We start from the raw sequence: 23,635 nt of genomic DNA on the forward strand, positions 1-23,635 counted from the left end.
CAGGGATACTCCATCTTGCCGCCCCACCATTGCGGCTCCCATATGGCAGGCGCATGAACCGCGTCCGCCTTCTTGTCTTCAACGCCGCGCTGAGCGTCCTCGATTACCGTGTGCCCGAGGGGATCCGGGTCGGGCCGGGCAGCGTCGTGGTCGCCCCGCTCGGTCCGCGCCAGATCCTGGGCGTGGTCTGGGAAGAGGACGCTCTGCCATCGCAGTCCGTTCCCGATGCGAAGTTGCGGCCGCTGCTGGACGTCGTGCCGGTCCCGCCGCTTCGCCCGGAACTCAGGCGCCTGATCGAGTGGACGGCGGATTATTACTGTGCCCCGATGAGCTCGGTCGCGCGCATGGTCCTGTCCAGCGGCGGCGCGCTGCGCGGCCCTGCGACAATGACCGAATACCGGCTGACGGGGGGAATGCCCGAACGCATGACGCCGCAACGCGAACGGGCGATGGAGCGGCTGGAAGGCGAACAGGCGACGATTCGCGAACTGGCCGAGATGGCAGGCGTGTCCGACGGCGTATTGCGCGGCCTCGTGAGCCAGGGGGTGCTGGAGCCGGTGGAGGTCGATATCGACCGCCCCTATCCCCGTGCCAACGCAGACTTTGCCGAACCGGTGCTGTCCCCCGACCAGCAGGAAGTGGCGGGAGACATCGTGGAGGCTGTCGAGGCGCGGCAATTCGCGCCCATCCTGCTCGACGGGGTGACCGGATCGGGCAAGACAGAAACCTATTTCGAACCGGTCGCCGCGGCCCTGCGCGCCGATCGGCAGGTGCTGGTCCTTCTGCCCGAAATCGCGCTGACCGAGGCGTTCCTGCGCCGGTTCGAGGACCGCTTCGGCGCCCCGCCCGTCGTGTGGCATTCCAGCCTGAAATCGACCGAGCGCAGGCGGGCTTGGCGCGCCATCAGCACGGGCGAGGCGCAGGTGGTGGTCGGCGCACGCTCCGCCCTGTTCCTGCCCTACGCCAATCTGGGGCTGGTCGTCGTGGACGAGGCGCACGAAGTCAGCTTCAAGCAGGATGACGGTGTGCGCTACAATGCCCGCGATGTCGCCGTCATGCGGGGGCATTTCGAACAGATCCCCGTGGTGCTGGCCAGCGCCACCCCGGCGCTGGAAAGCCTGCAGATGGCGGAGAGCGGCATCTACCGGAAGCTGGAGCTGCCGAGCCGTTTCGGCGGGGCGGAACTGCCCGACATCCAGCTCCTCGACCTGACGCAGGAAAAGCCCGAACGCGGCCGCTGGCTTGCCCCCCGCCTCGCCGATGCGGTGGCCGATCGGCTGGAGAAAGGGGAGCAATCGCTGCTGTTCCTCAACCGGCGCGGCTACGCGCCGCTGACGCTGTGCCGCAACTGCGGATATCGCTTCCAGTGCCCCAATTGCAGCGCCTGGCTGGTCGAGCACCGTTTTACCCAGCGCCTCGCCTGCCATCATTGCGGCCACGATACCGCCCCGCCCGAAACCTGCCCCGATTGCGGCGAGCCCGATTGCATGGTCGCCTGCGGGCCGGGGGTCGAGCGGATCGCCGACGAGGTACGCGAAATCTTGCCCGAAGCGCGCGTCGCGCTCGTCACCAGCGATACGCTCGGCAGCCCTGAACGCGCGGCGGAATTCGTGGCGCAGGCGGAGAGCGGCGCGATCGACGTCATTGTCGGCACGCAGCTGGTGACCAAGGGCTTCCACTTCCCCGAACTGACGCTGGTCGGCGTGGTCGACGCGGACCTCGGGCTGGAAGGCGGCGATTTGCGCGCGGCGGAGCGCACCTACCAGCAGGTCGCGCAGGTCGCGGGGCGTGCCGGACGCGGAGCGAAACCGGGCGAGGTGATCATTCAGACCCGCCACCCCGATGCGCCGGTCATCGCCGCGCTGGAAGCGGGCGACCGCGATGCCTTCTACGCGGCGGAAACCGATGCCCGCCGCCATGCAGGCGCCCCGCCCTTCGGACGCTGGGCGGCGATCATCATTTCCAGCGAGGACGAGAAGGAAGCGCGCGAGGCGGCGCAGGCCATCGGCCATGCAAGGCCCGACCTGCCAGATGTCGCCATCCTCGGCCCCGCGCCTGCTCCGATGGCGCTGCTGCGTGGCCGCTACCGCTACCGCCTGCTGGTCAATGCACGGCGTTCCGCCAATGTGCAGAAGGCCATTCGCGGCTGGCTGGACCCGCTGGACTTGCCCCGCGGCGTGCGCGTAAGCGTCGACATCGATCCCTATAGCTTCGTTTGAGAGGACCCCCATCCATGAGCACCCTGACCGTCCACCATCTCGGCATTTCGCAGTCCGAGCGCGTCGTCTGGCTGTGCGAGGAGCTGGGGATCGACTATGAGTTCAAGCGCTACGACCGCCGGGCGGACAATCGCCTCGCGCCGGACGAGCTGAAGGCGCTGCACCCGGCCGGCATGGCACCGGTCATCCAGGACGGCGACCTCGTGCTCGCCGAAAGCGGAGCGATCTGCGAATATGTCGATCGCAAATACGGCGCGGAGAAACATTGCCTGCGGCCCGAGCACCCCGATTTCGCGGACCACCTGTTCTGGTTCCACTACACCAACGGCACCTTCATGACGAACGGCATGATGCAGCTGATGCTGTCCATGGCCGACGCGCAGAACCCGATGCCCGGCAATTTCGTGGCCGATCGCACGGCCAAGGCTTGGGACCAGGTCGAACAGCGGCTGGGCGAGGCGGAATTCTTCGGGGGCAAGCAGCTGACGCTGGCCGACATCATGATGGTCTATGGCCTCACCACCGCCCGCATGATGCGCGGCACCACGCTGGACGACAAGCCGAACACGCGAGCCTATCTGAAGCGCATCGGCGAGCGCGAGGCCTATCGGCGGATGTGGGCCAAGTGCGAACCGGGGGTGGAGCCGAACCTTTCTTAGGCAGTTGCGTTAGGGGCGCATGAGCGACGACAGTTCCGGCCCGATCCTTGTTCCCATCCTCGGCGACCAGCTGACCCGCACGCTCGCGTCCCTGCGCGGACGGACGAAGAATGACACCGTCATCCTGATGATGGAGGTCCGGGACGAGGCGACCTACGTCAAGCACCACAAGCAGAAGATCGCGCTGATCTTCTCCGCCATGCGCCATTTCGCTGCCGAGCTGGAAGATGCCGGCTGGCAGGTCGACTACGTGAAGCTGACGGACGATGACAATGCCGGCAGCTTCACCGGCGAAGTCGCCCGCGCCGTGGAGCGTCATGGCCCGCGCGCCATCCATGTTGTCGAAGCGGGCGAATGGCGCGTGCAGCAGGCCATTGAGGAATGGCCGGACAAGTTCGACTGCGAAGTCGAGATCCTGACCGACGACCGTTTCGTCTGCACCCTCGCCGAATTCAACGAATGGGCGGAGGATCGCAAGACGCTGCGGATGGAGAATTTCTACCGCGAAATGCGCCGCAAGACCGGCCTTCTGATGAACGGCAAGGAGCCCGAAGGCGGCGACTGGAACTATGACAGCGAGAACCGCAAGCCGCCAAGGGAAGGACTGGTGTCTCCGCAGCGTCCGCTGTTCGAACCCGACGAGATCACGCAGGAATGCATCGCCCTGGTCGAGGAGAAATTCGGTGATCATTTCGGCAGCCTCGAGACCTTCCGCTGGCCCGTCACCCGCGGCGAGGCGGAAAAGGCCGCCGATGCCTTCTTTGCCGAGCGGATCGAGAAGTTCGGCCCCTACCAGGACGCGATGGTCCACGGGCAGGACGATCTTTTCCACTCGATGCTCTCGACCAGCATCAACCTGGGCCTGCTCGACCCGCTGGAACTGTGCGAGCGGGCGCAGAAATCCTATGAAGACGGCAAGGCGCCGATCAATTCGGTCGAAGGTTTCATCCGCCAACTGATCGGCTGGCGCGAATATGTCCGCGGGTTCTACTGGCGCTTCATGCCGGGGCTGGAAAGCGACAATGCTCTGAACGCCCAGCGCGCCTTGCCCGAATTCTACTGGACCGGCGAGACCGACATGCTCTGCCTCGCCGACGCAATCCGATCCACCCGCGACAATGCCCACGCTCATCATATCCAGCGCCTGATGGTGCTGGGCAATTTCGCGCTGATCGCCGGGATCAATCCGCGCGAAGTGCAGGACTGGTACCTGGTCGTTTATGCCGACGCCTATGAATGGGTCGAACTGCCCAATGTCGCCGCCATGATCCTCTACGCCGATGGCGGAAAACTGGCGACGAAGCCCTATGCTGCGAGCGGGAATTACATAAACAAGATGAGCAATTACTGCTCGGACTGCAAATACTCGGTCAGCAAGAAGACCGAGGAGGATGCCTGCCCGTTCAATTCACTCTACTGGCGCTTCATGGACCGTCACCGCGACCGGCTGGAAAGCAATCCGCGCATCGGGCGCATCTATTCCAACTGGGACCGGATGGACGAGGACAAGCGGCAGGCGTATCTCGACCGGGCCGAGGCATTTCTGGACACGCTGACGCCTGCAGACAGTCGCTGGGCGCGTACCGACTAGAGGGCAATCTGGGTGCGCGCATCGTGACGACACTGGTCGATGGCTTGCAAGGCAAGCTGAACGTGATCCGCGGCAGTTCGGGGACCATCATCCATCTCGACATCCCGATGGAGAAACAGGCCGCGCAGATCGAGGATGAACGGGCAGAAGACTGACCGTATCCGGCTTCAGTCCGCCCCTGCACCCTCGCGCCTCAGCAATTCGGCCTTGATCTCCGGCCCGTAAGCATAACCGCCGATCGAACCATCCGCCTGCACCACTCGGTGGCAGGGTATCAGGACCGCGATATTGTTCGCGCCATTGGCGCTGCCGACCGCGCGGCTTGCCTTCCGATTGCCGAGCATGGCTGCCTGTTCGCCGTAGCTGCGCGTCTCGCCGGCAGGGATTTCGCGCAAGGCCTGCCAGCAACGCTGCTGGAAGGCCGTGCCGCGCACGTCGAGCGGGATGTCCGCGCCGCTGCCGGGCCACTCGACCGCCTCTGCCACCCGCTCGAACAAGTTGCGAAACGCCTCGCTTCCTTCGCGCAGTTCGGCATTGGGAAAACGGGCGCGCAAATCCGCTTCGCCTTCATTGAAGCTGAGACAGCATACGCCGATCTCGGTCGCGGCAACCAGCATGGGGGCGATGCTGGTATCCACCACGCTCCAGTGAATGACGCGGCCCCTGCCGCCGTTCCGCCAGTCGCTAGCCGTCATGCCCATCCTGTCCTCCATCGCTGCATAGAAGCGGCTGGGGGCCTCGTAGCCCGCATCGTAGATTGCGTCGCTCACCCGCTCCGCCTTGCCCAGCGCATCCTTCGCCCGCTCTTCCTTCAACGCCCGGTCATAGGCGGCAGGCGACAGGCCCGTCGCCCGCTTGAACAGGCGCTGGAAGTGGCCGGGGGAATAGCCCGATGCCGCCGCCAGTTCCGCCAGCGACGTGCGTGAGCGGGATTGCCTGATCGTCTCGAGGGCCGCCAGCACGGCGGCCTCGTTACGGGCGACGTCGTCGGGCAGGCAGCGCTTGCAGGCGCGCAGGCCGGCTTTGCGCGCCTGCGCTCCACCGTCAAAGAAGCGCACATTCCTGCGCGCAGGATGGCGCGCGGCACAGGACGGGCGGCAATAGATACCCGTCGACAGCACGCCGGTGACGAACCGGCCGTCCATCGCTCGGTCGCGGCGCAGTACGGCGGCCCAGCGCGCATCGTCCGTTTCGGCCTGTTCATGCGTGTCCTGCGTCATGCCCCTTCCCTAGCGCAGCGAGACACGCGTGGCATCCCGAAGCTTGCGGTCAAAGCGCGCGGCGATAGAAGCGGGGGCATGAAAAGACTTTTCGCGCTGTTCGCGATCCTGTTGGCCGCGCCACTGGCCCCGGCGCTGGCAGAGCCTGCCGATATCGAAGCTGCGGCGCGCGGCGTGGTCCGTGTCGTCATCCTGGAAGGGACGGAGGGCTACCCCGATGACGCACCGCGCCCGATCAGCCACGGGACGGGCTTTGCGGTCAGTCCGACGCAGATCGTGACCAATGCCCATGTCGTGATGCAGGCGCAGGCCGATCCGGAGCTTCGCATCGGCATCGTGCCGGGCGACGGGGCGGAAAGCACCTATGCCAGGCTCGTCCATTTCAGCCCGCGCGCCGACCTCGCCCTGATCGAGATTACCGGCGACCTGCGCCTGCCGCCCCTGACGCTGGCCGGACAGCGCCCGGGCAGCGGCGAGGCGACGGCGGTGGGCTATCCCATGAATGTCGACCGCGCGCAGGGCCTCGACATCGGCGACATCATCCGCAGCCAGCCGCCGGTGAAAAGCCGGGGCTTCCTGTCGGGCGAGCGGCCCAGCCGCGAATTCGACACGCTGCTGCATACAGCGCCCATCGCGCGGGGCAATTCGGGCGGACCGCTGCTGGATGCGTGTGGCCGCGTGCTCGGCGTGAACAGTTTCGGGGCGGACAGCGAAGGTGCGGATGGAGAGTTTTATTTCGCCGTGTCCAACCGCGAGCTGCTTCCTTTCCTCTCGGCAGCGGACATCTCGCCGCGCGTCAATGCCAGCCCCTGCCGCAGTCTCGCCGATCTGGATGCGGAGGAACGCGAACGGGCCGCGCGCGAGCAGATGCTGGCGCAGGCGGAGCTGGAAGACAGGAGCGAGGCCCAGCGCGAACGCCTCGCCCGCGCGCAGCTTGAAGCGACGCAGGAAGTCCAGGCCGAACGCGAAGACCGTATGGCGCTGGCGCTGGTCCTTCTGCTGGCAGGCGTGGCCTGCGGTTTCGCAGCCTGGCAGCGCTGGTCTTCGGCTGCGCGCCGGGAAGGCATCCCGAGCCTCCAGACGGACACCGATATTGATGAGGGCACCTACGAAGCCGACCCGCCGCGCGACGGCATCGCCATCGCGCTCGCCGTCGCGGCCGCTGCCCTGCTGGTTGCGGCGCTCGCCCTCTGGTTCACGCGGCCCGGTCTCGACGCGGTGGATCGCCGCGTCGCCGCCGCCATGGCCGAGGGGCAGGACGGTGATAGCGGCGAGGCAGGTCCGGCAACGCCCGAGGGTGAAATCACGCTGAGCTGCCGCCTCCAGCCAGAGCGAAGCCGCATCACCGGCGCTCCTGCAGAAACGGTCGAATTCAGCTGGACCCCGGATGGCTGCGTCAACGGGCGAACGCAATACGGGCAGACCTCCGGCGAATGGAGCCGCGTCTTCGTCCCGAACGAGGAAGCGGTCGTCTCGGTCAACAGCTATGCCCCGGGCAGCCGGACCTACCGCGTCGACCGGTACCTGCTGACCCGGAACGACATGGCCGCCGCGCGCGAGGCACGCGGTGCCTACTCCACCCCGTCCTGCGAGGCCGAGGGGGCATCCTCGCGCCTTGGCGACCTGCAGGGCGCGGTCATCGCCAGCCTGCCGCAAAGGCCCAACGAACGGCTGGTCTACCAGTGCGAGATCGGCAGCCGATAAGCGGGCGGACTGGCGGGCTGCGAAGCGCTCAGGCCGCCAGTGGTTCCCCGCTCAGCGTGATCCGGTGCATCTCGCGCCGGTGGCCCTGGTAATCGTTCAGCGCGTTGTGCCACGTCGTGCGATTATCCCAGATCGCGACCGTGCCCGGCCGCCATTGGAGGCGGCACTGGTTGTCCCCGGTCAGCGCCGCATCCAGCAGCTTCTGCAGCAGGGGCAGGCTTTCCTCGCGCGTCCGGCCGACGAAATTGATGGTGAAGCTGCCATTGACGTAGAGCAGCTTGCGCCCCGTTTGCGGGTGGCGGACCACCACCGGGTGAACGGCTCCCGTCTTCAGGTCCTGTCCGCGCAAATTCTTGCCCATGTCGGTCTTCGCGTAGATCCCGTCCGCCTTGTAGACATGGTCGGCGGTATGGAACGCCTCCAGCTCCTCAATCTCGTCCTTCAGGTCCTGCGGCAGCGCGTCATAGGCCGCGCCCATATGCGCCCATTCGGTATCGCCGCCTTGCGGGGGAAGGTCGCGCGCCACCAGGATGGATCCCATGGCCGGCACCTGGTCGTAGGAATGGTCGGTATGCCACGCCCCGCCGATATTGGTCGACTCGTCGGCTTCCTTCTTCACGATGGCGATTTCCGGCTGTTCGCCATGGAGGGGGAAATAATTGTTCACGTCGATCCCGCCCCAGCGGCGGGCGAAGGCGATGTGATCGTCGGGCGAGAAATCCTGATCGCGAAACACCGCCACACCGTGTTCCCAGATTGCCTGCCTGATCGAATCGAGCGTGTCGCCCTCGGCCTGCGCCAGCGTCACGCCGGAAATCTCCACGCCGCATCGGGGCGCCATCGGGGTCAGCTTCATCGGTCCTCTCCTCCCGTATAATCCCGGCCCTGTGCCTACGCCTTTTCGCTCGGGCAGGGAAGATGTCCCCGCTCGCACCTTGCATCGCGGTGGGGGGGCTGCTAGGCGCGCGCCAGCTTCGCAAGGACACGTCACCCGTGCCCGGTGCGCAGGCGTTCGCAATGTTATTCCCGCTTTTCCGAGAGGACTTCGCCCAGTGGAGATTTCCGCCGGTATTCAGGCCAGCCTGCCAGGCCGTTATGCTTCCGCGCTGTTCGATCTGGCAGCCGAAGACGGAGTCGTGACCGCAGTCGAATCCGATCTCGACAAGCTGGACGCCGCTCTCGCCGAATCGGGCGAGCTGCGGGCCGTCACCAGCAATCCGCAGATCAGCCGCGCCCAGCAGGGCCAGGCGATCGAAGGCGTGGCCACCGTGCTGGGCCTGTCGGACCTCACGAAGAAGTTCCTCGCCGTGCTGGCGCAGAACCGCCGCCTGTCGGCCCTGCCCGGCATGATCCGCGCGTTCCGCATCATCGCGGCGGCACAGCGCGGCGAAGTCACCGCAGAGGTCACCAGCGCCCACGCGCTGACGGACGAGCAGCTCGAAACGCTGCGCCAGAAACTCACCGCCCGCGAAGGCCGCACGGTCAAGCTGTCGCACAGTGTCGACCCGGACCTGCTCGGCGGTCTCGTCGTTACACTGGGGTCGAAGCGCATCGACGGCTCGATCCGCACCCGCCTCAATTCTCTTGCACAAGCCATGAAGGCCTAAAGGACGAACCCATGGAAATCCGCGCCGCAGAAATCTCCAAGGTCATCAAGGACCAGATCGCCAATTTCGGCACCCAGGCCGAAGTCAGCGAAGTCGGTACCGTGCTCAGCGTGGGCGACGGCATCGCCCGCATCCACGGCCTCGACAAGGTCCAGGCCGGTGAAATGGTCGAATTCGCCAATGGCGTGCAGGGCATGGCCCTCAACCTCGAAGCCGACAATGTCGGCGTCGTGATCTTCGGCTCCGACGCCGAGATCAAGGAAGGCGACAGCGTCAAGCGGACCGAGACCATCGTGGACGTTCCCGTCGGCAAGGGCCTGCTGGGCCGCGTGGTCGATGCCCTCGGCAACCCGATCGACGGCAAGGGTCCGATCGAGAATGTCGAGCGTCGCCGCGTCGAGGTGAAGGCGCCGGGCATCATCCCGCGTAAATCGGTCGACGAGCCGGTGCAGTCGGGCCTGAAGGCCATCGACGCCCTCGTCCCGGTCGGCCGCGGCCAGCGCGAACTGATCATCGGCGACCGCCAGACCGGCAAGTCGGCCGTTGCCATCGACACCTTCATCAACCAGCGCGAAGCCCACCAGGGCGACGACGAGGGCGAGAAGCTGTACTGCATCTACGTCGCCGTGGGCCAGAAGCGTTCCACCGTCGCGCAGATCGTGAAGAGCCTGGAAGAAAACGGCGCGATGGAATACTCGATCGTCGTCGCCGCCACCGCGTCGGAGCCCGCTCCGCTGCAGTATCTCGCGCCCTATACCGGCTGCGCGATGGGTGAATTCTTCCGCGACAACGGCATGCACGCCGTCATCGTCTACGACGACCTTTCGAAGCAGGCCGTGGCCTATCGCCAGATGTCCCTGCTGCTGCGTCGTCCCCCGGGCCGCGAAGCCTATCCGGGCGACGTTTTCTACCTGCACAGCCGCCTGCTGGAGCGTGCGGCGAAGATGAACGACGACAATGGCGGCGGTTCGCTGACGGCGCTGCCGATCATCGAAACGCAGGCGGGCGACGTGTCGGCCTACATTCCGACCAACGTGATCTCGATCACCGACGGCCAGATCTTCCTCGAAACCGACCTGTTCTACCAGGGCGTGCGTCCGGCCATTAACGTCGGTCTCTCGGTCAGCCGCGTGGGCGGTGCCGCCCAGACGAAGGCGATGAAGAAGGTGTCCGGCTCGATCAAGCTGGAGCTGGCGCAGTACCGCGAAATGGCGGCCTTCGCGCAGTTCGGTTCGGACCTCGACGCATCGACGCAGAAACTGCTGAACCGCGGTGCGCGCCTGACGGAACTGCTCAAGCAGCCGCAGTTCTCGCCCATGCCGTTCGAAGAGCAGACCGTCTCGATCTTCGCCGGCACCAACGGTTATCTCGACAATGTCGCGGTCGACCGGGTGACGGAATACGAAACCGCCATGCTCAGCTTCATGCGCAACGAACATGCCGACATCCTGAAGGACATCCGCACGAGCAAGAAGTTCGAAGGCGACACCAAGGATGCAACCGTGAAGGCGCTCGACACCTTCGCAAAGCAATTCGCCTGATCGCGCAGTGAGCTACACCGTCTTCGCCACGATCCCGGTCAAGCCGGAGCATATGGAGGCCGCCTGCGAAGCGGTGGCCGCCATCGTGCCCGCGACCCGTGGCGAAGCCGGCTGCGAACGGTTCGAACCCCGCCGCGCGGCGGACGGGTCGAGCACGATCATGATTTTCGAGGAGTGGGCGGATCGAGCTGCATTCGATTTCCACCACGCTCAGGACTATACCAAGGACGTCTTCGCGAAATACGAGAACTGGCTCGCCGCAGAGCCCGAACTCGTCGAAGTGAAGCCGCTGGAAGGTTAAAGGCAGGACATGGCAAGCCTCAAGGAACTGAAAGATCGGATCGGGTCGGTCAAATCGACCCAGAAGATCACCAAGGCCAAGCAGATGGTGGCGGCGGCGAAGCTTCGCCGGGCGCAGGCCGCTGCCGAAGCTGCGCGCCCCTATGCCGAACGTCTGTCGGACGTCATGGCCTCGCTCGCGGGCAAGGTCGGCGGCGGCGACAGCGCGCCGCGGCTTCTGGCCGGAACCGGCAGCGACAAGCGTCACCTGCTGGTCGTCGTCAACACCGACAAGGGCCTGTGCGGCGGTCTCAACTCCAACATCGTGAAGGCTGCCAAGGCCAAGGCGAAGGCGTTGCTGGCAGAAGGCAAGGACGTGCAGTTCTACCTCGTCGGCAAGAAGGGCCGTGCCCCGATCCGCCGCGATTACGCGGACCGCATCGAAGGCCATTTCGACACCAGCGAAGTGAAGACCCCCGGCTTCGACGAGGCGGAAGGCATCGCGGACGACCTGATCGAACGCTTCGAGAAAGGCGAATTCGACGTCGCCCACCTCGTCTATCCGGTGTTCAAGTCGGCACTGGCGCAGGATCCGACGGTCGACCAGCTGATCCCCGTCCCCTCGCCCGAGGAAACGGCGGCGAGCGATGCCGTGGTCGAATACGAGCCCGGCGAGGAAGAAATCCTCGAGGAATTGCTGCCGCGCTATGTGAAGACGCAGATCTTCGGCGCATTGCTGGAACGCGAGGCGTCCGAACAGGGTGCGTCGATGACCGCGATGGACAACGCCACGCGCAATGCCGGCGACCTGATCAACGATCTCACAATCCAGTACAACCGCAGCCGCCAGGCCGCGATTACGACGGAACTCATCGAAATCATCGCAGGCGCCGAGGCGCTGTAACCAGCGGGCCGCCCTCCCCCGGGACGGCCCGACCAACACGAAGATTACAGGACGTAGATACCACCGTGACCAAGTTAGCCCTCATCCTCGCCCCCGCATTCCTTCTCGCAGCCTGCGGCGAAGAGCCTGCTGCCGAACCGGCCCCGGCCGAAACGGTCGCGCCCGAGCCGGTGAACACGCTGCCCGCACCCGACCAAGCCCTGTTCACCACGGTTTTTGCAGAAGCCTGCCCCGAAGCGGAATCGGTCAACACGGCCGTCTGCAAGCGCGCCGGCATCGGCAGCGAAGACGTCATCTGCGAATACGGTCTCGGCGACGATGAATATCTCCGCGATTCCGCAACTCTCACCCCGGGCGAAGACGAGTGGACGCTCTCCGATCCCGAAACTGTTTGCGCCCAGTAACCATTTCCGCTGAAGCGCCCCTTATCCGCCCATCAATTGCCAGGCAGGACTGAACCAATGGCCACCGCACCCGTACTCAACCAGACCACCAACGGCACGATTGCCCAGGTCATCGGCGCCGTCGTCGACGTGCAGTTCGAAGGCGAACTGCCGCCGATCCTCACCGCTCTCGAAACGAAGAACGGCGACAACACGCTGGTCCTCGAAGTCGCGCAGCATCTGGGCGAGAACACCGTCCGCACCATCGCGATGGACGCGACCGAAGGCCTGACGCGCGGCAGCGAAGTGATCAACACCGGTGCGCAGATCAGCGTGCCCGTCGGTCCCAAGACGCTGGGCCGTATCATGAACGTCATCGGTGAGCCGATCGACGAGCTGGGCCCCGTCGGCGCGGAAAAGGCGATGCCGATCCACGCCGAAGCCCCGGCCTTCATCGACCAGTCGACCGAAGCGGCCATCCTGGTAACGGGCATCAAGGTGATCGACCTTCTCGCCCCTTATGCAAAGGGCGGCAAGATCGGCCTGTTCGGCGGCGCCGGCGTCGGCAAGACCGTTCTCATTCAGGAACTGATCAACAACATCGCGAAGGGTCACGGCGGCGTGTCCGTCTTCGCCGGCGTGGGTGAGCGTACCCGTGAAGGGAACGACCTCTACCACGAATTCCTCGATGCAGAGGTCATCAAGAAGGACGCGAACGGCGTCGCAACGCCCGAAGGGTCCAAGGTGGCCCTCGTCTTCGGCCAGATGAACGAACCTCCGGGCGCACGTGCCCGCGTTGCTCTCTCGGGCCTGACCATGGCGGAATATTTCCGTGACGAGGAAGGCCAGGACGTACTGTTCTTCGTCGACAACATCTTCCGCTTCACACAGGCCGGTTCGGAAGTGTCGGCCCTGCTCGGGCGTATTCCTTCGGCCGTGGGCTACCAGCCGACGCTGTCGACCGACATGGGCAATCTGCAGGAACGCATCACCTCCACCACCAAGGGGTCGATCACATCGGTGCAGGCCATCTACGTTCCCGCCGATGACCTTACCGACCCGGCGCCTGCAACCTCGTTTGCCCACCTCGACGCCACGACGACGCTGAACCGCGCGATTTCGGAGCTGGGCATCTACCCGGCCGTCGACCCGCTCGATTCCACCAGCCGCGTGCTGGAGCCGCGCGTCGTGGGCCAGGAGCACTACGAGACCGCTCGCAAGGTCCAGGAAACGCTGCAGAAGTACAAGTCGCTGCAGGACATCATCGCCATTCTCGGGATGGACGAGCTGTCGGAAGAGGACAAGCTGACCGTCGCCCGTGCGCGCAAGATTCAGAAGTTCCTCAGCCAGCCGTTCCACGTGGCCGAAGTCTTCACCAGCATTCCGGGCGAGTTCGTCCAGCTTGAAGACACGGTGAAGTCGTTCAAGGCAGTCGTGGACGGCGAATACGACCACCTGCCGGAAAACGCCTTCTACATGGTCGGCGGCATCGACCAGGCGGTCGAGAAAGCCAAGAAGATGGCTGACGAAGCCTAAGCACTCCGCAACTGGAAACCAAGCGACATGCCCCTCCATTTCGAACTCGTCACCCCGGCAAAGCAGGTCCGTTCCGAGGAAGTCCACATGGTGGTCGTTCCCGGTGCGGATGGCGATTTCGGCGTGCTGGAGGGGCATGCTCCCTTCATGTCCGTCATTCGTGACGGCGCGGTGCAGGTCTATCGCAGCGAAGGCGCTGCGCCCGAGGAAATCGCCGTGCGCGGCGGCTTTGCCGAGGTCGGCGACAAGGGCCTGACCGTGCTTGCGGAACATGTCGACGGCTGAGGAAGTCGGCCTTGGCTGTGGCCTCTCCCGATAGCCGCCCTTCGCTCTCGCCTGAAAGGGGGCATGAGGACGTAGCCGGTCAGTCCGGAATGAAGATTTCCCGCGACACTCCGCCGTAAGTCTCCCCTGCTGCGACATCGATGCTGTCGACCGTCTCGGCCTTGCAGATCCGTTCCGCGATAATCTTGCCGCCGCGAACCACCATCACGCCGTCGGTGATCTTCGGATGGTTCGGCTCCCCCGGTTCGAAATTGGTCCGGACGATCCGGCTGAAGACGATGTAGCGCGTCTCGCCATTGGTAAACGCGACCTGCGCCTCGCCGCTGCTGGCATAGGGCACTTGCGCGAAGCGACCGCCGGTGAGCACGATCTCCGCCAGGCGTTCGCCGAACCGGTACTGGACCTCGCCTTCGCTGCCGCACACGGCAATGGTCCGCCCGCCGGGGGTTTCGCAGGAAAAGATCGTCTGCTCCGACTGGCTGCAAGCCACTTGCTGAGACACTGATGTCTGGACACCGGCCGTCTTTGCAATGCCGCGCTCAGGGCGCTCCGCCCCTTCGCCATTTTCCACGACTGCGCCCGGTGCGGCGTCCGCACGGTCAGCTTCCGGTCCAGGATCGCTGCAGGCGGCCAGCGCCAGGACCGCCCCGATGCCGCAGAGCCGCTTCACGATTTCGCCGCGGCTGCTTTTTTCTTCTTCATCGCGTCGTGGAACCTGTCGGCCCAGCCCGGCTTTACCGCCTGTTCCGCCCGTTCCATCCGCAGTTCTCCGTCGTCCACGTCCCGCGTCACCGTGCTGCCGGCCGCGACGATGGCATCCGCGCCGATCGATACCGGGGCGACGAGTGCGCTGTTCGATCCGATAAAGGCCCGCTCGCCGATCTTCGTCTGGTATTTGAAATAGCCATCGTAATTGCAGGTGATGGTGCCTGCACCGATATTCGCGCCAGCACCCACCGTGGCATCGCCGAGATAGGTCAGGTGGTTCGCCTTTGCGCCCTCGCCCAGCACCGCCTTCTTCATCTCGACGAAATTGCCGACCTTCGCGCCCTTTTCCAGAACCGCGCCTGGGCGAAGGCGGGCATAGGGGCCGACCTCGCAGCCCTCGCCCAGCGTTGCGCCCTCCAGGTGACTGAAGGCGCGCACCGTGCATTTGTCCGCGATCCTGACGCCAGGACCGAAGACGACATTCGGTTCCACGACCACATCGCGGCCCAGCCGCGTATCGTAACTGAAGAACACGGTTTCCGGTGCCTTCAGCGTGACCCCGTCGGCCATGGCATCCTCGCGCCGCACGTCCTGCCACTGCGCCTCTGCCCGCGCCAGTTCCGCGCGGCTGTTGATACCCTGCACCTCGTCCGGGCTGTCGGTGGTCACCGCCGCGCAGGTCCGACCGTCGGCCAGCGCGATATTCACGATGTCGGGCAGGTAGTATTCGCCCTGCGCGTTGTCGTTGCCCACCCGGTCGAGCAGCGCGAACAGGTCGTCCGCCTTCGCCGCCATCAGGCCCGAATTGCACAGCGTACAGCCGCGCTCTTCCTCGCTCGCATCCTTGTATTCGACCATCTTGGAGATGCGGCCTTCGTCATCGGTCAGCACCCGGCCATAGGCGCCCGCATCCTCCGGCTCGAAGCCCAGGACGACCGCGGCGGGGGCGTCGCCTTCCTCCAGTCGGTCGAGCATGGCCTGCATCGTTTCCGGCCGCACGAAGGGCACGTCGCCATACATGACCAGCACCGCGCCGGTGAAGCCGGACAGCGCCTCGCGCGCCTGCTGCACCGCGTGGCCCGTGCCGTGCTGCGGTTCCTGCAGGCAGGTCTGCGCATCGTCCCCCAGCGCCGCCTCCAGCTGTTCGCGCCCGGCCCCGACGACGACGAGCTTGCGTGCCGGTGACAGCGTGTCGACCGAGGCCATCAGGTGATGCAGCATGGAGCGCCCGGCAATCGGGTGCAGAACCTTGTGCAGGTCGCTTTTCATGCGGGTGCCCTTGCCCGCGGCGAGGATGACGGCGGCGAAATCGGTCATGCGAACTCCTGAATTTTGCTCCCTTTGCCACCCTTTCCTTGCGGAATGAAGAAGCTTGCGTCAGGCCAGCGCGCATGAACGATTTTCCTTTCGCCGCAATCGGCTTCGATTTGGACGGCACGCTGCTGGACACCTTCCGCGACCTGGGGGCGGCGGTGAACCACGCGCTGGAAGCCGGCGGCTTCTCGCCCGTGCCCGTGGACAGCAGCAAGGACCTGATCGGCGGGGGCGCGAAGATCATGCTGAAACGCGCGGTGGACCGGCAGGGCGGCATGGCGGACGACGAATTCCATGCGCTCTACAAGCAGATGCTGGCCTTTTACGCCGACAACAACGCGGTCCATTCCCGGCCCTATCCGGGCGTGCTGGAAACGCTCGACACGCTGGCGGCCAAGGGCGTGACCATGGCCGTCGTGACCAACAAGTTCGAAGCGTTCGCCCGCTCTGTCCTGACCCAGCTTGGCATGGCGGACCGCTTCGTCGCCATCATCGGCGGCGATACGATGGGGAAAGGCAATGCGAAGCCCAGGCCCGACCCGGTGATCGAGGCGCGGCGCGCGTGCGGCGCACCGGATGCCCGCTTCGCCTTTGTCGGGGACAGCACATACGACGTGAACGCGGCGAAGGCGGCAAGCGTGCCGGTCGTCGCGGCAGCCTATGGCTATTGCGACAAGCCGCCAGCCGAGCTGGGGGCGGACGCCGTAATCGAGCGATTCGAGGATTTGTTGCCCGCGCTTGAAGCATTGTAACACGCCCCGCGCGGCCTGACCTTACGGCAAGCAGGCCCCGTCTTTCCGCTGTTGCAACGCAGCATGGAACCTGCCACCCGTGCCGGCGATTGACGTGTGCGTAAGGCACGCGCTCAAGCCATTTATCACCCTCAAGTGGAGAGACACCCCATGAGCATTTCGTTCAAAGACAAAGTCGCCATCGTCACCGGCGCAGGCGGCGGCCTGGGCAAGGAATACGCCCTCGAACTCGCCCGCCGCGGTGCGAAGGTCGTCGTCAACGACCTGGGCGGTTCGCGCGACGGAACCGGTTCTTCCGACGCGGCGGCGCAGGTTGTCGAGGAAATCGAAAAGGCCGGCGGCGAAGCCATGGCCAATGGCGGCAGCGTCACCGAATTCGACCAGATGGAAAAGATGGTCGCCGATGCCAAGCAGAAGTGGGGCGGCGTCCACGTCCTGATCAACAATGCCGGCGTCCTGCGCGACAAGAGCTTCGCCAAGATGAGCCCGGAAGACTTCGAATTCGTGGTCAAGGTCCACCTGACCGGCAGCGCGTTCGCCACCAAGGCCGTGTGGGAAACCATGCGAGAGCAGGCCTATGGCCGCATCCTGATGACCGCCAGCAGCACTGGCCTGTTCGGCAATTTCGGCCAGGCGAATTACGGCGCGGCCAAGCTGGGCCTCGCCGGCCTGACGAAGACGCTGTATCTCGAAGGTGCGAAGTACAACATCAAGGTCAACACCCTGTCGCCCGTCGCCGGCACGCGCATGACGCAGGACCTGTTCCCCGAAGAAGCGTTCAAGCTGTTCGACCCGGTCAATGTCGTCCCCGCTGCGCTGTTCCTGGTGAGTGAAGACAGCCCGTCCAACGCCATCGTCGGCGCAGGCGCCGGTGGCTTCCACTCCAGCTGGACCGTGATGAACGACGCCGTCTGGCTGCCCGACGGCGAGCGTACGGTCGAAGGTTTCGCCGAGAACTGGGACAAGATCAGCGACTTCTCCAACCTCAAGGCGCCGAAATCCGGTAACGAGCAGTCGGGCGCGATCCTGACCGCCATGCAGAAGGTGACCGGCACCGGTCCCGACAGCGCACGGGGCTGAGGCCCGCCGGTTCCTGACCGGCAGGGACCCACTTAAAGAGAAAGGCCCGTGCCCCCTGGAAGGGAGCGCGGGCCTTTTTCGTGGCGGCAACGCGTTCGCAGTGCTGCGCCTTGTTACAGGCCTAGTCGTCGACCGCTTTCAGCAGGCGCCGTTCCATCGGGGCCAGAACGCCGGCGAGGTCGTGCCCGCGCTTCAGCACCTGGCCATGCTCGCCGAACAGGGTCCACATCCCCTGCCGGTTGCGCAGCGACGGTCGTTTCTCCACCCGCGCCTGCGGGCGTTCCGCCGCGCGGCGGAAGGCTGCGAAGATGGCGGCATCCTTCGTGAAATCCATTGCGTAGTCGCGCCATTCGCCGGCTGCGACCATGCGGCCGTAAAGGTCGAGGATGCGCTGCAATTCGTCGCGCTGGAAACCGACCTGGTTTGCGCGGGCGGCAGGGAAGGCGACAATCTTTGCGCCGGGGCTGGGTACCATCAGTCGGCAGTCCCGCTACGGCGGCCGATGCCCCCATCGGCTGGTGGCGGCAGGCGTTCGGCCTTCAGCGCCTCCAGCTCCGCCTTCAAGGCGGCGAGGTCGGCCTCCATAACCTCGACCCGGCGACTGCCCTCGGCGACTTTCTCCCCGAACTGCTCTTCGCACGGATCGTCGCAGGGCGTGCCATAGGGGAGGAATTCGCGCAGCCATTCCTCGGCCGGGATCAGCGTGCTGCGCGCCTTCAGCCCGATCATCGTCGCGCCTTCCGGCACTTCGTCGGTGACGACCGCATTGGCCCCGATACGCGCGCGGCGGCCCACCGTGATGGGGCCGATGACCTGCGCGCCGGAACCGATGATGACGCTGTCGCCGATGGTCGGGTGCCGCTTGCCGCCAATGCCGTTGGTGGGGTTCGTCCCGCCAAGCGTCACGCATTGGTAGATGGTCACATCGTCGCCGATCACGGCGGTTTCCCCGATGACGGTAAAGCCGTGGTCGATGAACAGGTTCTTCCCGATCTTCGCGCCGGGATGAATGTCGATCGCGGTCAGGAAGCGGGAGAAATGGTTCACGAAGCGGGCGAGGAAATACAGCTTCGCCTCGAACAGCCAGTGCGCCACGCGGTGCAGGCCAAGGGCGAGCACGCCGGGATACAGCAGGATTTCCCAGCGCGAGCGCGGGGCCGGATCGCGCGCGCGAACCGAGTCCAGATAACGGATCAGGCCATTCAGCATGGGCGTCTCATCCTCCGGAATCTCCCACTTTTTCACCCCCGGCGCAAGCTGCGCCGCAGGACCTCACAACAGGCGGGCCTGTTCGGGGCCCTGCACGGCCTCCAGCGCGTCGCGCCAGATGCCCATGGTCGGCGGTGCCTTGCGCTCGAGGCTCAGCCGGTCGATCGTTGCCACTACCCGCTCTATCTCGGCAAAGCTGCGGGTTACGCGCGGCACGAGATAGGTAAGAGCGCCCTCGCCCAATGCCAAGCCATGGCGCGCCGCGTGCAGTTCGATCAGCTCCGCCAGCATGGCATCGTCGGGTTGGCCGATGCCGATGTGAAGCGCTGCGCCGAGACGGGACCTGAGGTCGGGCAGCGCAATGTCCCACGCCTCGTCCCCGGCGACCAGGAGCAACGCCTCGCCTTCTTCCTGCGCCCGGTTCCAGCGGTGGAACAGCTCCGTTTCGTCGATTGTATCCGCGCCGTCTATAACCGCGCCCTTCCCCGCCAGTTCGAACCAGCGCGCCAGCAGCGACTTGCCCGAGCGTGCAGGTCCGGTGAGGATGGCGGTGCGGTAGGGCCAGGCCGAGGGATCGGCCAGCGCATCGACGGCCTTGCGGTTGGCGGACCCGACGATGATCCGGTCGGCCTGTCCGTCGGCGCCGGGCGCAAGCGGGAGCGCGATCTGGGAAGGGGCAGCCATCAGCCGCCGGCCTAGCGCCTGACGGAAAGCGCGTTCGAACCCTGCGTAACCGCAAAGCCGCGGCCCCGCAGCGCCGCTGCCAGTTCGGACAGCGATCCCGTATAGGTCACGCTCATCACCGATGTGCCCCCGATGGCCAGCGAGGTCGTCGCCGCGCCGCGCACGCCCGGAGTGGAGCGGACCCCGGCCAGCGAGGCGTCGATAGAGCCCGCATCGGGCGTCGCGAAATAGACGACATAGGACGCGGCGGCTACCGGTTCCGGCGCCGCTGTCGGTTCGTCCGAAGGCGTATCCGCCTGCGCTTCCCGGTTGCGCGCAGCCTTTGCCGCGCGGCGTGTGGCGGCGGCTTCCTGCTCTGCCCGCCGGCCGGCATCGATCAGTTGCTGGATCGCGGGATCGATGCGCCCGCCGGTCTGGTTGAGCGTGGGATCGGGCTTCAGCACGCCGTCGGCCAGCGCCTTTTCGTAGATCGTCTCGAACCGCTCGATCGCCTGTTCGTACATGGCCGGGATCTGCCGCGGATTGCCGACGCGCAGGGTGAAGCTATCGAGATACTCGTTGTCGGGACCGTGGCGTGCAATGAAGTGCCCGCTAACGGGGCCGCCGGGATATTCGTGGTCCAGCCTGGCAATGGCAACGATCACGTCCGATGCGCCGAACTGGTTCAGGATATTGCGCCACCATGCTCGGCTGCGCCGGTTCAACTGGCCCGCGGTAATCAGCAGGGAATCGCCGCCCGCGCCCGACGGACGGACATAGTCGATCCGGCTGGATCCGGCCTGGTATTCCGCCCATGCGCGCTGCCATGGATTGCGCTGTTCGTAGATCAGCTGCGATCCGCCGGTAACCGTCATCGGCAGCAGCAGCAGCGGCGCGGAACGGGCGCGCCGGTCGCCGCGTCCTAGGTAACCGCCGGCGCGCGCCCGGTCGAAAATGACGCCCAGCGTGGCGACATAGCGCCGGGGACCGACACGCTCACGCTCGATCACGATGGCGGAAACGAGCGATTGCAACTGGCCATCGGATAGCGTCGGGCCGCCGATCTTGGCCCAAGCCTCGCGCTGCGCCACTCGCCAGCCTTCGCTGCGCGCATCTTCCGGTGAATCGCCGGTCACGTCGACCTCGATCCCGCCCACATCGATATCGTTGCTCGCCACCACCGCGGAAATGCCGCGGTCGCCCTCTACCTGCGCGTTGACGAAGCCCGGACCCCAGCTCGCCGCGACAATGCCGGCCACGGCCATCGCGGACAGCCCGGCAAGCGCGAAGGCTCGCAGTCGGGGCGTCATCGGGACGGATGGAAGGGCGATGGACCGTGTCATGGGGAAAATCGCCAGCCTTTTGCCGAAAGGGCCGTGCGATTCCAAGCGCGAATGCGTATGGGCGTGGACATGACCGGGGACAATCCAGACAAGCAAAGCCGCCAGGACGGCTACACCTACGCGCAGGCAGGGGTCTCGATCGAGGCCGGCAACGCCCTGGTGAAGGCGATCGGCCCATTGGTAAAGGCGACCGCCCGCCCCGGTGCAGGCGCGGAAATCGGCGGCTTCGGCGGATTTTTCGATCCGAAGGCGGCTGGCTACACGGACCCGCTTCTCGTTGCCGCGAATGACGGCGTCGGGACCAAGCTGAAGCTCGCCATCGACCACGACCGGCATGAAGGGGTGGGAATCGACCTCGTCGCGATGTGCGTCAACGACCTGATCGTGCAGGGCGCGGAACCGCTTTTCTTCCTCGACTATTTCGCGACCGGAAAACTGGAAAACGGCGTGGCGGAGCGTGTGGTCGCCAGCATCGCCAGCGGCTGCAAGGAAAGTGGCTGCGCGCTGATCGGCGGGGAAACGGCAGAGATGCCCGGCATGTATGCCCCGGGCGATTACGACCTCGCCGGGTTCTGCGTCGGAGCGGTGGAGCGCGGCGAGCAGTTGACCGGCCAGCGTGTGGCCCCCGGCCATGTCCTGCTGGGCCTCGCGTCCTCCGGCGTGCATTCCAACGGTTTCTCGCTCGTCCGGCGGCTGGCTGCGGACAAGGGCTGGGATCTGGCAGCGCCCGCCCCGTTCGATGCAGAGCGCGCGCTGATCGACACGCTGCTCGCGCCGACGCGCCTCTACGTGGCCAGCCTGCTGCCTGCGATCCGCGCAGGCGAGATCGATGCGCTGGCCCACATCACGGGCGGCGGCGTGCTGGAGAACATCCCCCGCGTCCTGCCCGCCAATGCCCATGCCGTCGTCGATGCGGACGCCTGGCAGCAGCCCGGCCTGATGGCGTTCCTGCAGGAACAGGGCAGCATCGCGCCTGAAGAAATGGCCCGCACCTTCAATTGCGGCATCGGCATGGTCCTCGCCGTTACGCCGGCCAATGTGGATGCCGTGACGCAGCGCCTGTCCGGCTCCGGCGAGACGGTGGTGCGGATCGGCGAGATCGTGGAGGGGCAGTCCGGTTGCACCGTCCGCGGGAGCGAGGGCACGTGGTCCGCAGGCGCAGCGTGGGAAGCGACGCATCTTGGCTGACAATCCCCGGGCGAAGGTGGCGGTGCTGGTCTCCGGGACCGGCACGAACATGGCCGCATTGCTCTATGCCAGCCGCTTGCCCGGTGCCGCCTACGAAATCGTTCTGGTCGCCAGCAACGACCCCGAGGCCGGGGCGCTGGCGCTTGCCGGGGCAGAGAGCATCCCGACCTTCGCGCTTTCCCACCGGGGCATGACACGGGCCGATCACGACGCCGCGATGGACGCAGAGATCAGGGACGCGGGCGCGACCCATGTCGCACTGGCCGGATACATGCGCATCCTGGGTGACGAGATGGCGCGTAAATGGGAAGGCCGGATGCTGAACATCCATCCCTCTCTCCTCCCGCTCTATCCGGGTCTCGACACCCATGCGCGCGCGATTGCGGCCGGCGACACGCATGGCGGGGCATCGGTGCACCTTGTCATTCCGGAACTGGACGCCGGCGAGGTTCTGGGACAGGTACGCGTCGCCATCGGCGCGGACGACACGCCCGATACGCTCGCACGCCGGGTGAAGATTGCCGAGCACCAGCTCTATCCCCGCGTGCTGTCGGAATACGTGTCGCGCGGGTACGATGCCGATTACCTGCTGGAACGGGTTGCCGCGCTTGCTCTCGCCCTGCCGGGGACGGAGCAAACGACCAGTCACGGCTCACCTGCCTTCAAGCTGGCGGGCAAGTCGGGCAAGTTCTTCGCCCATTTTAGCGATCGCCATCACGGGGTTCAGCATATCGCGGTCCTGGCGAAGACCAGCGGGCAGGAAGAGCTGGCGCAGTTGTGCGAACGCGACCCGGCCACGTTCTACAAGCCTGCCTATTACGGCGCGAGCGGGTGGGTGGGCATCGTGCTGAACCGCGCCGATGTGGACTGGAGCCAGGTCGAATACTGGCTGGAGCGAAGCTGGCGCAGCGTCGCGCCCAAACGGCTCGCGGCTACACAGCCCGGGCGGGAGCCTGAGGCGTATTGACGGAGGGGTGCGGACCGTCGCCGTATTTCTCGACTGCGCGAACGATCGAAACGGGCTCGTCACCGCGAAACGTCTGGATGCGGCAGACGCGCGACCGGCGGAAACTGATCTGCCATTGGATCCGGCAGGTGAGGCGTTCGTCGCGGGCCGTCTGGTCGCCCGACATCAGGATCTGGTCACCGGACACGCCAAGTTCGCCATATTCGATCCGGACATCCAGATCGAGTTTTGCAAAGCGTTCGACGAATTGCAGGAAGGTATCCCGGCCGCGCAGTTCGACCTGCCTTGAATCGACGAAGACGAAATCCTCGGTCACAAGCCGGCGCACGGCTTCGACATCGCCGCCTGTGACAGCCGCGATGATGCGCTTCGCCTTCTCTTTCCTGGACCTCCCGAACATGAGGAGAACCTAGCAGAAAGGCTGCGTTCACGCGAATGCGGGGAACGGCGGATTTCCGCCATTCCCCCTATATCGTTTGATAT

The 23,635-nt window shown here is 65.7% G+C and carries 25 protein-coding genes; 16 read left to right on the plus strand and 9 right to left on the minus strand.

The annotated features are described in order from the left end of the window. Positions 1 to 53: 53 nt before the first annotated feature. The 4 genes from PF049_11410 to PF049_11425 are packed head-to-tail and all read left to right on the plus strand — an operon-like array spanning position 54 to position 4,624. Positions 54 to 2,219, plus strand: a complete 2,166-nt coding sequence (locus PF049_11410) for a primosomal protein N' (GenBank protein WBY16192.1) — start codon at positions 54 to 56, stop codon at positions 2,217 to 2,219. Positions 2,220 to 2,233: 14 nt separating this feature from the next. Further along, the gene (locus PF049_11415; GenBank protein ID WBY16193.1) at positions 2,234 to 2,878 is read left to right on the plus strand and encodes a glutathione S-transferase; all 645 of its coding nucleotides are present in this window, start codon (positions 2,234 to 2,236) and stop codon (positions 2,876 to 2,878) included. A 19-nt stretch (positions 2,879 to 2,897) separates the two neighbouring features. After that, positions 2,898 to 4,469 (plus strand): cryptochrome/photolyase family protein, encoded by a 1,572-nt coding sequence (locus tag PF049_11420; GenBank protein WBY16194.1) that lies wholly within the window; start codon positions 2,898 to 2,900, stop codon positions 4,467 to 4,469. 23 nt (positions 4,470 to 4,492) lie between these two features. After that, positions 4,493 to 4,624, plus strand: a complete 132-nt coding sequence (locus PF049_11425; GenBank protein WBY16195.1) for a hypothetical protein — start codon at positions 4,493 to 4,495, stop codon at positions 4,622 to 4,624. Between the two features lie 12 nt (positions 4,625 to 4,636). Here PF049_11425 and PF049_11430 read toward each other — a convergent pair whose 3' ends face one another. Continuing rightward, on the minus strand, positions 4,637 to 5,689 hold the full coding sequence (locus PF049_11430; protein WBY16196.1) for a methylated-DNA--[protein]-cysteine S-methyltransferase: 1,053 nt from the start codon (positions 5,687 to 5,689) through the stop codon (positions 4,637 to 4,639). A gap of 78 nt (positions 5,690 to 5,767) precedes the next feature. Here PF049_11430 and PF049_11435 point away from each other — a divergent pair, with 78 nt between their 5' ends. Then, positions 5,768 to 7,393, plus strand: coding sequence for a trypsin-like peptidase domain-containing protein (locus PF049_11435; protein ID WBY16197.1), 1,626 nt, complete (start codon positions 5,768 to 5,770; stop codon positions 7,391 to 7,393). A 28-nt stretch (positions 7,394 to 7,421) separates the two neighbouring features. On the opposite strand, the gene PF049_11440 is transcribed toward PF049_11435, so the two are convergent. After that, positions 7,422 to 8,249 carry a TauD/TfdA family dioxygenase gene (locus PF049_11440; GenBank protein ID WBY16198.1) on the minus strand — a complete coding sequence of 276 codons (828 nt, stop codon included), beginning with the start codon at positions 8,247 to 8,249 and terminating at the stop codon, positions 7,422 to 7,424. A gap of 196 nt (positions 8,250 to 8,445) precedes the next feature. Here PF049_11440 and PF049_11445 point away from each other — a divergent pair, with 196 nt between their 5' ends. The 7 genes from PF049_11445 (at position 8,446) to PF049_11475 (ending at position 13,928) form a co-directional block, all read left to right on the plus strand. Further along, positions 8,446 to 9,000 carry a F0F1 ATP synthase subunit delta gene (locus PF049_11445; GenBank protein ID WBY16199.1) on the plus strand — a complete coding sequence of 185 codons (555 nt, stop codon included), beginning with the start codon at positions 8,446 to 8,448 and terminating at the stop codon, positions 8,998 to 9,000. Between the two features lie 11 nt (positions 9,001 to 9,011). After that, the gene (gene atpA / locus PF049_11450) at positions 9,012 to 10,541 is read left to right on the plus strand and encodes a F0F1 ATP synthase subunit alpha (GenBank protein ID WBY16200.1); all 1,530 of its coding nucleotides are present in this window, start codon (positions 9,012 to 9,014) and stop codon (positions 10,539 to 10,541) included. Positions 10,542 to 10,548: 7 nt separating this feature from the next. Continuing rightward, entirely contained in the window at positions 10,549 to 10,842 is a 294-nt protein-coding gene (locus PF049_11455) for a putative quinol monooxygenase (protein ID WBY16201.1), read from the plus strand. Positions 10,843 to 10,851: 9 nt separating this feature from the next. Next, positions 10,852 to 11,724 (plus strand): F0F1 ATP synthase subunit gamma, encoded by an 873-nt coding sequence (locus tag PF049_11460; GenBank protein WBY16202.1) that lies wholly within the window; start codon positions 10,852 to 10,854, stop codon positions 11,722 to 11,724. A gap of 65 nt (positions 11,725 to 11,789) precedes the next feature. Continuing rightward, positions 11,790 to 12,128 carry a hypothetical protein gene (locus PF049_11465; protein WBY16203.1) on the plus strand — a complete coding sequence of 113 codons (339 nt, stop codon included), beginning with the start codon at positions 11,790 to 11,792 and terminating at the stop codon, positions 12,126 to 12,128. Positions 12,129 to 12,185: 57 nt separating this feature from the next. Continuing rightward, positions 12,186 to 13,643, plus strand: coding sequence for a F0F1 ATP synthase subunit beta (atpD, locus tag PF049_11470; protein ID WBY16204.1), 1,458 nt, complete (start codon positions 12,186 to 12,188; stop codon positions 13,641 to 13,643). Between the two features lie 27 nt (positions 13,644 to 13,670). Continuing rightward, a complete protein-coding gene (locus PF049_11475) occupies positions 13,671 to 13,928 on the plus strand; it encodes an ATP synthase F1 subunit epsilon (protein ID WBY16205.1) in 258 nt (85 codons plus the stop codon). 79 nt (positions 13,929 to 14,007) lie between these two features. On the opposite strand, the gene PF049_11480 is transcribed toward PF049_11475, so the two are convergent. Continuing rightward, entirely contained in the window at positions 14,008 to 14,598 is a 591-nt protein-coding gene (locus PF049_11480; protein ID WBY16206.1) for a hypothetical protein, read from the minus strand. Next, entirely contained in the window at positions 14,595 to 15,953 is a 1,359-nt protein-coding gene (gene glmU / locus PF049_11485; GenBank protein ID WBY16207.1) for a bifunctional UDP-N-acetylglucosamine diphosphorylase/glucosamine-1-phosphate N-acetyltransferase GlmU, read from the minus strand. The genes PF049_11480 and glmU overlap by 4 nt, the downstream gene beginning before the upstream one ends. Before the next feature lie 74 nt (positions 15,954 to 16,027). Here glmU and PF049_11490 point away from each other — a divergent pair, with 74 nt between their 5' ends. Next, positions 16,028 to 16,702 (plus strand): HAD hydrolase-like protein, encoded by a 675-nt coding sequence (locus tag PF049_11490; protein ID WBY16208.1) that lies wholly within the window; start codon positions 16,028 to 16,030, stop codon positions 16,700 to 16,702. A 150-nt stretch (positions 16,703 to 16,852) separates the two neighbouring features. Beyond that, complete coding sequence (locus PF049_11495; GenBank protein ID WBY16209.1) at positions 16,853 to 17,782, plus strand: SDR family NAD(P)-dependent oxidoreductase; 930 nt, start codon at positions 16,853 to 16,855, stop codon at positions 17,780 to 17,782. Positions 17,783 to 17,903: 121 nt separating this feature from the next. Here PF049_11495 and PF049_11500 read toward each other — a convergent pair whose 3' ends face one another. The 4 genes from PF049_11500 to PF049_11515 all read right to left on the minus strand — a co-directional run bounded on the left by PF049_11500 (position 17,904) and on the right by PF049_11515 (position 20,997). Continuing rightward, positions 17,904 to 18,257, minus strand: coding sequence for a DUF2794 domain-containing protein (locus PF049_11500; protein WBY16210.1), 354 nt, complete (start codon positions 18,255 to 18,257; stop codon positions 17,904 to 17,906). Continuing rightward, entirely contained in the window at positions 18,257 to 18,991 is a 735-nt protein-coding gene (locus PF049_11505) for a serine O-acetyltransferase (protein WBY17914.1), read from the minus strand. The genes PF049_11500 and PF049_11505 overlap by 1 nt, the downstream gene beginning before the upstream one ends. Positions 18,992 to 19,054: 63 nt before the next feature. Beyond that, a complete protein-coding gene (locus tag PF049_11510) occupies positions 19,055 to 19,675 on the minus strand; it encodes a DnaA/Hda family protein (protein ID WBY16211.1) in 621 nt (206 codons plus the stop codon). An 11-nt stretch (positions 19,676 to 19,686) separates the two neighbouring features. Next, entirely contained in the window at positions 19,687 to 20,997 is a 1,311-nt protein-coding gene (locus tag PF049_11515) for a heavy-metal-associated domain-containing protein (GenBank protein ID WBY16212.1), read from the minus strand. Positions 20,998 to 21,066: 69 nt separating this feature from the next. Here PF049_11515 and purM point away from each other — a divergent pair, with 69 nt between their 5' ends. Beyond that, positions 21,067 to 22,185 carry a phosphoribosylformylglycinamidine cyclo-ligase gene (gene purM, locus PF049_11520; protein ID WBY17915.1) on the plus strand — a complete coding sequence of 373 codons (1,119 nt, stop codon included), beginning with the start codon at positions 21,067 to 21,069 and terminating at the stop codon, positions 22,183 to 22,185. Then, positions 22,178 to 23,152 carry a phosphoribosylglycinamide formyltransferase gene (gene purN / locus PF049_11525; GenBank protein WBY16213.1) on the plus strand — a complete coding sequence of 325 codons (975 nt, stop codon included), beginning with the start codon at positions 22,178 to 22,180 and terminating at the stop codon, positions 23,150 to 23,152. Before purM ends, purN begins: the two co-directional genes overlap by 8 nt. Here purN and PF049_11530 read toward each other — a convergent pair. Further along, positions 23,118 to 23,552 (minus strand): nuclear transport factor 2 family protein, encoded by a 435-nt coding sequence (locus PF049_11530; GenBank protein WBY16214.1) that lies wholly within the window; start codon positions 23,550 to 23,552, stop codon positions 23,118 to 23,120. The two genes, purN and PF049_11530, sit on opposite strands and share 35 nt — an antisense overlap. Positions 23,553 to 23,635: the final 83 nt, after the last annotated feature.

Source organism: Erythrobacteraceae bacterium WH01K, from assembly GCA_027941995.1.
Lineage (GTDB): Bacteria > Pseudomonadota > Alphaproteobacteria > Sphingomonadales > Sphingomonadaceae > CAJXSN01.